The sequence below is a fragment of the Streptomyces johnsoniae genome (genome assembly GCF_031845565.1).
Lineage (GTDB): Bacteria > Actinomycetota > Actinomycetes > Streptomycetales > Streptomycetaceae > Streptomyces > Streptomyces johnsoniae.
In genome coordinates, this window is the sequence record NZ_JAVREV010000050.1 from 1 (window position 1) to 990 (window position 990).

The 990-nt window shown below is 68.5% G+C and carries 1 protein-coding gene; it reads left to right on the forward strand.

Annotated elements, in window-relative coordinates; genetic code table 11:
• The coding region (locus RM779_RS33205) for a polyketide synthase (RefSeq protein ID WP_311621521.1) at nt 1-990 on the forward strand (990 nt) is incomplete at both ends.

Consider the following 990-nt stretch of genomic DNA (forward strand, 5'->3'; position numbering starts at 1 on the left):
CCTGCCGTTTCCCGGGGGATGTGCGGTCGCCGGAGGATTTGTGGCGGCTGGTGGCGGGTGGGGTGGATGCGGTGTCGGATTTTCCTGAGGACCGGGGCTGGGATGTGGAGCGTCTGTTCGATCCGGAGGCGGGGGTGCCGGGGAAGTCGTATGTGCGGCAGGGGGGTTTCCTGCGGGACGCGGGTGATTTCGACGCGGAGTTCTTCGGGATCAGTCCACGCGAAGCCCTGGCCATGCATCCCCAGCAGCGGTTGTTGCTGGAAACCGCGTGGGAGGCGTTCGAACGCGCCGGAATTCCCCTGGATTCCGTTCGAGGCAGCCGCACCGGAGTATTCGCCGGAGTCATGCACCAGGACTACGCAACCCTTCTGGAGGAGGTGCCGGAAGAACTCGAGGGATACCTCCTGACCGGGGACTCCGGCAGCGTCGTGTCCGGCCGGGTCGCCTACACGCTGGGTCTTGAGGGGCCGGCGGTGACGGTGGATACGGCGTGTTCCTCGTCGCTGGTGGCGCTGCACCTGGCCGCGCAGTCGCTCCGGAACGGCGAGTGCAGTCTCGCGCTCGCGGCCGGCGTCACGGTAATGACGAGCCCGTTGGGCTTCGTGGAGTTCAGCCGCCAGCGCGCCCTGTCTCCCGATGGCCGATGCCGGTCCTTCGCCGCCTCGGCGGACGGCACCGGCTGGTCCGAGGGAGCGGGAACGCTGCTGCTGGAGCGTTTGTCGGATGCGCGGCGGAACGGTCATCCGGTGCTTGCGGTGGTGCGGGGCTCCGCGGTGAACCAGGACGGTGGCAGCAGTGGTTTCTCGGCGCCGAATGGTGTGGCGCAGCAGCGGGTGATTCGGGCGGCGTTGGCGAATGCGGGGGTTTCGGCGGGTGAGGTGGATGTGGTGGAGGCGCATGGGACGGGGACGTCTTTGGGTGATCCGATTGAGGCGGGGGCGTTGCTGGCGACGTATGGGCAGGGGCGGTCGGTGGGTCGGCCGTTGTGGT